Source organism: Nocardiopsis synnemataformans (assembly GCF_965343085.1).
In the GTDB taxonomy this organism is placed as follows: domain Bacteria; phylum Actinomycetota; class Actinomycetes; order Streptosporangiales; family Streptosporangiaceae; genus Nocardiopsis; species Nocardiopsis alborubida.
Window position 1 is genome coordinate 49,987 of sequence record NZ_CBDRFA010000055.1, and the last position, 6,477, is coordinate 56,463.

The 6,477-nt window shown below is 70.0% G+C and carries 7 protein-coding genes; 3 read left to right on the forward strand and 4 right to left on the reverse strand.

The genetic code is table 11. From position 1 onward, the window contains the following. The first annotated feature begins 160 nt into the window (after positions 1-160). A complete protein-coding gene (locus tag ACSIH6_RS26895) occupies positions 161-1,984 on the forward strand; it encodes a calcineurin-like phosphoesterase C-terminal domain-containing protein (RefSeq protein WP_435111143.1) in 1,824 nt (607 codons plus the stop codon). 178 nt (positions 1,985-2,162) lie between these two features. Here the strand turns inward: ACSIH6_RS26895 and ACSIH6_RS26900 are convergent, their stop codons facing one another. From ACSIH6_RS26900 to ACSIH6_RS26915, 4 genes are read right to left on the reverse strand one after another with little or no spacing between them, the layout of a single operon-like run. Further along, positions 2,163-3,164, reverse strand: coding sequence for an L-histidine N(alpha)-methyltransferase (locus ACSIH6_RS26900; RefSeq protein WP_435111136.1), 1,002 nt, complete (start codon positions 3,162-3,164; stop codon positions 2,163-2,165). Next, positions 3,161-4,162 (reverse strand): iron-containing redox enzyme family protein, encoded by a 1,002-nt coding sequence (locus ACSIH6_RS26905; RefSeq protein WP_435111137.1) that lies wholly within the window; start codon positions 4,160-4,162, stop codon positions 3,161-3,163. Before ACSIH6_RS26905 ends, ACSIH6_RS26900 begins: the two co-directional genes overlap by 4 nt. Continuing rightward, positions 4,159-4,374 carry a CDGSH iron-sulfur domain-containing protein gene (locus tag ACSIH6_RS26910; RefSeq protein ID WP_435111138.1) on the reverse strand — a complete coding sequence of 72 codons (216 nt, stop codon included), beginning with the start codon at positions 4,372-4,374 and terminating at the stop codon, positions 4,159-4,161. Before ACSIH6_RS26910 ends, ACSIH6_RS26905 begins: the two co-directional genes overlap by 4 nt. Beyond that, entirely contained in the window at positions 4,367-5,011 is a 645-nt protein-coding gene (locus ACSIH6_RS26915) for a HemK2/MTQ2 family protein methyltransferase (RefSeq protein WP_435111144.1), read from the reverse strand. Before ACSIH6_RS26915 ends, ACSIH6_RS26910 begins: the two co-directional genes overlap by 8 nt. Positions 5,012-5,292: 281 nt before the next feature. On the opposite strand from ACSIH6_RS26915, the gene ACSIH6_RS26920 reads away from it, so the two are divergent. Then, on the forward strand, positions 5,293-6,180 hold the full coding sequence (locus ACSIH6_RS26920; RefSeq protein ID WP_435111139.1) for a phosphotransferase: 888 nt from the start codon (positions 5,293-5,295) through the stop codon (positions 6,178-6,180). Next, on the forward strand, positions 6,177-6,477 hold a 301-nt coding region (locus ACSIH6_RS26925; protein WP_435111140.1), incomplete at its 3' end, for a hypothetical protein. The genes ACSIH6_RS26920 and ACSIH6_RS26925, both read left to right, overlap by 4 nt.

Genomic DNA, 6,477 nt, shown 5'->3' on the forward strand with positions numbered 1-6,477 from the left:
TATCTAGAAAGGTTGCTTCCCGCCGGTCCCCCTGGCCGGTTTTGCTCCCCCTCCCCCGCATACCGGAGGCAACTGCATGCCAACGACCCATCCACGACGTGCGCAAACGCCGAGTGCTCTGCGGGCACGCCGTTACTTTCGTGCCGCGATGGCGGCCTCGATGGCCGCCGTCATCGCCGGTTCCGTGACCGTGGTGCCCGCCCCGGCCGCGGCGTCGCCGTCGGAGAGCTTCGATGACACCGCCTACCGCGGCGAGATCGAGGTCGTCCGCACCCCGACCGGCGCCGCCGACGACGCGGTGCTGACCGGCCAGGTGTTCGTCGATGCGAACCGGGACAGCGTCAGCGACGGCGACGAGACCGGCCTGTCCGGTGTCATGGTCACCAACGGCCGCGACGTGGTGCTGACCGACAGCGAGGGCCGTTACGAACTGCCCGCGTTCGACAACATGACGGTGTCCATCACACAGCCGTCGGGCTACCAGGTGCCGATGGACGAGCACAACATCCCGCAGTTCCACTACAACCACCTGCCCGAGGGGTCCCCGGAACTGCGCTACGGCGGCATCGAGCCGACCGGCCCCCTGCCGTCCGCGGTCAACTTCCCGCTGGTGGAGAGCGAGCAGACCGCCAACGCCGCCCAGAGCTGCATCATCGCCGGAGACCTCCAGACCTACGACAGGCAGGAGATCGAGTACGCGCGCGCCGGCGCCATCGCGGACCTGGCCGAGCGCCACGACTACGCCAGCTGCGGCACGCTGTTCGTCGGTGACGTCGTCGGCGACGACCTGTCGCTCTACCCCGACATCAAGGACCTGGTCGGCGAGACCAACGGCCCGGTCCGCTTCCTGCCGGGCAACCACGACCTCGACTTCGACGCCCCGAACTCCGAGCACTCCTTCGACACCTACCGCGCGCAGCTGGCGCCGGAGTACTACTCCTACGACATCGGCGACGTGCACTTCATCGCGCTGAACAGCGTCGAGTACCCGTGCACCGCGGCCGCCGACAGCCCCGAGGGCATCGAGGAGCACTGCGCCGACCCGGAGGGCGACCCGTCCTACAACGGCCGCCTGGACGAGGACCAGCTCGCGTGGCTCGAGCACGACCTGGCCAACGTCGACCACGACAAGCTCGTCGTCGTCGCCAGCCACATCAGCCTGCTCAACTACGCCGACGCGAGTTCGCCCCAGCACCAGGTCGACCAGGTCAAGCGGGTGCACGAGCTGCTGGAGGGCCGCAGCGCCGTGGCGGTGTCCGGCCACAGCCACAGCATCGAGAACCTCAAGACCGGCGACGACGTCGAGGGCTGGCGCGACCTCTTCGGTGTCCAGGGCCTGCCGTTCCCGCACATCACCGCGGGCGCGATCTCGGGTGACTGGTACTCCGGCGCGATCGGCGAGGAGGGCTACCCGACCGCGATCGGCCGCGACGGCGGACGCCCCGGCGTGGTGACGCTGGACATCGAGGGCAACGAGTTCCAGGAGCGCTACACCGTCACCGGCGAGTCCGACGACGTGCAGACGCAGCTGGGCATCAACAGCCCCACCTACCGCGAGTGGGTCGAGGAGCGCCAGGAGTGGAACGGCAACCCCGTCGGTGAGGCCCCCGAGCTGGAGGAGCCCCTGGTGGTCGACCGCGCGGACCTGGCCTACGGCAGCTGGCTGACGACGAACTTCTTCTTCGGCTCCACCGGTTCGACGGTCGAGGTCAGTATCGACGGCGGACCGGCCGAGGAGGCCACGCGCACCCAGCAGATGGAGGGTGAGGCCGTCAACGTCGGCGTCGAGTACTCCGACCCGTACGCGGTCTCGCAGCAGCTGGTCCACGGCGGCAGCCTCGCCAACCGGATGATGCACCTGTGGCGGTTCGACCTGCCCAGGAACCTGCACACCGGTGAGCACACCGCCGAGGTGACCGCGACCGACTCCTACGGCCGCGAGTTCACCGACGTCCTCGAGTTCGAGGTCATCGGCCGGAGGTAGCCGCACTTCTCCACCAGGAGGGCCGCCACCCGCACGGGTGGCGGCCCTTCGCCCTGGCCGCGCCAGCCGGTGTCCTCCGGACGCGGCCGAGGCGAGCGCGCGACCCGCCCGCGGGGCGTCGACCGCTGTGTCGGCTGCCGGGGAGTTCGTTCGCGGTGTTCTCGTTCGCGGTGTTCGTTCAGGCCCCGTCGCGGCGGAAGAGGAAGAGCCCGTACCGCGCCTCGGGGTCCAGCCACCGGGCCCGCAGGCTGAAACCGTGCGCTCCCACTTCGTCGGCCAGCCGTTGGCCGTCGAACTTCACCGAGTAGCCGACGTTGAGGAACCGCCCGCGCGGTACGCGCACGGTGAGCCCCAGCCCCGGTACGGGCACCGTCCGGTCGGCCCTGGCGCGAAGACGCCCCTCCACGGTGGAGGTGTCCGCGTCGTAACACGCCTCCGGGACGAAGTCGTCGAGCATGAAGTCGGCGCCGTAGCGACGGTTCAGCTGGGTGAGGTAGTTGAGCCGGAAGTCGGCGAAGGCCGAGTGTCCGGCGGGATCGTTGTAGCAGGTCTCCAGGGCCTCGCGGCTTTTGTCCAGGTCGGCGGAGACCAGGAAGCCCTCGCCCGGGCCCAGGGTCCGGGCGATCTCGCCCAGCAACGCGTCGCGTTCCTCACGGGTGGCGTTGGCGAAGCTGCTGCCGAGGAAGACGACCGCGAGCGGCTCGCCGGGGTGGGTGCGCAGCCAGTCCAGACCGGCTTCGTAGCGCCCCCACAGGCCCGTGACCTCCAGCTGGTCCAGCTCCGCGCACAACGCGGCGCCGCTGGACTCCAGCATGCTCCGGTCCACGTCGATCGGAAGGTAGGTGGTCCCACGCAGGCGCACGCAGCTCTCCAGCAGCAGCCGTGTCTTCTTCGCGCTTCCGCTGCCCAGTTCCGCGATCCGCCCGCAGGCGAGCAGCTCGGCTATCTCCTCGGAGTGGCGCTCCAACAGGTCGCGCTCCACGCGGGTCAGGTAGTACGTGGGCAGTTCGGTGATCCGCTCGAACAGTTCGGACCCGACCGCGTCGTAGCCGAGCCAGGGCGGCAGCCGGGGCGGTGTCTGCTGAAGGCAGTCGCGCACCACCGTGTCCTCCGGCACCGCGTCGCCGCTGTCGGCGAGCGGAAGGACGCGAGCCCGCACCGCTGGTCCAGGTGGTCTCATGGTCTCCTCACGTCCGCCCCGTCGCGGAAGCTCGACTCGCCGCGACTCCAATGCTGTAGGAGGTACTCCTCCAACCGGGTGGCCAAAAGTGTGCTGCCGCGGATGCCGAACACGATGTCGGAGGCCAGTTCGGGTTCGGCGCTCAGCAGCGGCGCGACCACCTCGCGCCGCAGGAGCTGCTCGTGCACCGCGTCGGCCTCGACGTGCTCGGCGTAGAACCGGATGGCGGCCGGACCGCAGCCCAGCCTCCGCATGGCTTTGACCAGCCGGTCCGAGCCGGGGGAGGAGGTGAGTTCGACGGTGGCGAACTGTCCGACCAGCGCCCCGCGCAGCCCGCGATGCAGACCGCACAGCGACATGAAGTTGACCTCGGCCAGCATCTCGGCGGGGGCGGCGTCGAGATAGGCGCCGTAGTCCGCGCACAGGCCCAGCTCGGTCATCATGTCGGCGAAGAGCTTGGAGTGCGCCCGTTCGGGGTCTCCCGCGCCGTACTCGTCGTGCTGCACGGTCACGAGGGCGGCCTTCGCGGGGCCGTTCAGGCGCGGGATGACGAAGGTCTGCGGGTCGGCCTCCTTCAGGTGGTAGAGCGAGCGGTGGGCGACGTACTCGCGCAGCTGCCACAGTTCCCCGTGGCGGCGCAGGTGGTGGGAGGCGCCGAACGCGTCGACGTGTTCGACGAGGAGTGCGCCGAGTTCGCTCTCGACGTCCGCGTCGGCGGCCACCTCGTCCCTGAGCGCGCCGAGGAAGACCCTCTCCATTTCGGCGCGGACCGTCAGCAGCGCCGGGTCCCACTCGCGCTCGGCGTCGACCCCCCGGAACCCGCGGTAATGGAGTTCGTAGCAGCAGTAGAGGGCGAGCTGAAGGTCCTCACCGTAGGGCGGGGACCCGTCCACGGCGGGAAACCCGGGCCGGTCCCCGCGCAGTGTGCCCAGAACCGCCTCGGAGACCGGGCCGCGAGGTGCGGGAAGCGTCGGCGCCTCCGGCATCGTCATGGTCATGGGTCGTGCTCCTTCCCTTCGTCGCCGCGTACACGTCGACGGTGGCTGGTGTCGCAGAACGGGCGGCGCCCGCTGCGGCCGCACGCGCACAGCGCGGTGACCGCCCGGTCGCTGTGCACGCGCGTCCCGTCGGGCGTCTCCACGTCGACCGGTCCGTAGACGAGGATGGGGCCCTCGCCGGTGACGACGACCCGGCGACGGGCCTCAGCCATGGCGCGCCTCGATGACCACGAGCTCCTCCTCCACCTGGTCGGGGCCGAGCAGCCCGCGGGCGCGCAGTGCCGGAGCACGCGCCCGCAGCACCGGCCCGAACGGGATGCGGGCCCTCGCGAGGACCTCGGGCACCATCCCGGCCTTTTTGAGCTGGTCCAACGTGGCCTGCTCGTCGGCGAGCTCGGACTGCACGAGCAGGAGCGTGCCGTCCTCGTTGAGCACCGAGGAGGCCCCCGCGCAGATACGGTCCAGCAGGATCCGCCCGTCCGGTCCCGCGTCCCAGCACCTCGCCATCCGGTGGCGGGGCGGCAGCGGACTGGCGGCGGGCATGTAGGGCGGGTTGGCGAGCACGAGGTCGAAGCGCTGCGGGGCCACGGGAGCGAACAGGTCTCCCCGTCGGACCGTCGCCGGGATCCCGCGCAGCCGACTGTTGAGCCAGCTCGCCAGTACCGAGCGCCGCGACAGGTCGATCGAGGTGAGGCTGGCCGCGCCGGCGCGGAAGGCCTCGATGCCCAGCGCCCCGGTACCCGAGCCGACGTCGAGGACTGAGCGGCCTGCGACCTGGCCGCGCTCGCGCAGCACGGCGCGGAGCAAGGAGGTGTCCTCCTGAGCTCGGTAAACACCCGGTGGCCTCATAAGCAGCATGGGGCCACCACTACCCGGCCCCGAACCGTCCAATCGCCGCACCGAGCCCCCGGCGAGATCGCGTGGTGGTACCGACTGTGGACCGGAAACCACGAGGTCGACATGACTCATGCGGCCTGAGGACGTGCGGTACGCGGGGGCGGATGGCGCGCGTCGGGGCGCTGGTGGCACGTCTGGTCACACGGACCCGGGGCCGCAGGGGTCGCAAGCCGACCCGTGCCTGACGCAGAAATCGAGGAGACCACCGGCGGCCGGTGCGCCAAGATCTGAGAATGGAGATGTCCGATGTTACTCGTGCGATGGCGGCTGCGACTTCGGTCGCCGCGTCGCTCTGCCTGCCAGTCAGCGGCGCGAGCGTGCTCCACAACTCGAACAAGCTGGCACTGCGGCTGACGCCATGCGACGTCTTCGCCCGGGTCGCCCCTGTGGGACAGGAGGTCGCACAGTTCGAGGTCGAGCTCGCTCAGCGGCTCGCCGAGGTCGGATGCCCGGTGTGTCCTTTGGAGCCTCGGGCGGACCCGCGTGTGTACACGCGCGATGGCTTCACGGTGACGCTGTGGACCTACTACGAGCCCGTGACACCTCACGTCTCACCAGTCGACTGCGCCAAGGCGCTGGAACTGCTGCACGTGGGCATGCGTAAGGTCGATGTGCCGAGTCCACGGTTCACGGACCGGATCACGGAGGCGGAAGGAATCGTCGCCGACCCGGACCGCTCGCCGGAGCTGGCCGATGCGGACCGCGTATTCCTCAGCGGCAGACTGGCGAGCCTGCGACGGGCGATCGAGGAGCGCGGTGCCGTGGAGCAGCTGCTCCACGGCGAGCCACATCCGGGCAATGTGCTCAGCACGAAGAACGGCCCGTTGTTCATCGACCTTGAGACGTGCTGCCGTGGACCCGTCGAGTTCGACCTCGCCCATGTTCCCGAGGCGGTCTGCGAGTACTACCCGAACATCGACCAAGGGCTGCTGGAGGAGTGCCGACAGCTCGTCCTCGCGATGGTCGCGGCGTGGCGTTGGGATCGTGGTGACGAGTTTCCGAATGGGAGGCTGTTCGGAGAAGAACTCCTGCGCGCGCTGCACGACGGTCCTCCCTGGCCGACACTGGACACGATGAACAAGCGGCTGGGCGGCTCGTGGAAGTCGCCGAAGGCCACGTGAAAGCGGCAAGGGCCAAACGGCGAGGCTCCACGACCTACGGCTACGACCGCCTGGACAGGGTCGTGTCCGTCTCCCACGACGGGCAGGTGTTGCAGGCCCTCGAATACGACGGCAACGGCCGCCAGACAGCGACCCACCCCGACGGGGCCAGCGAGGACCGCGCCTACGACGACGCCGGGAACCTCACCAGCGCGGATGAGGAGGAGTTGGCCTACAACGACGCCGACCATGTCACCGATGCCCGCGGTGTGGACGTGGGCCACGACGAGGCCGGGAACATGACCTCCCGGGGCGGCC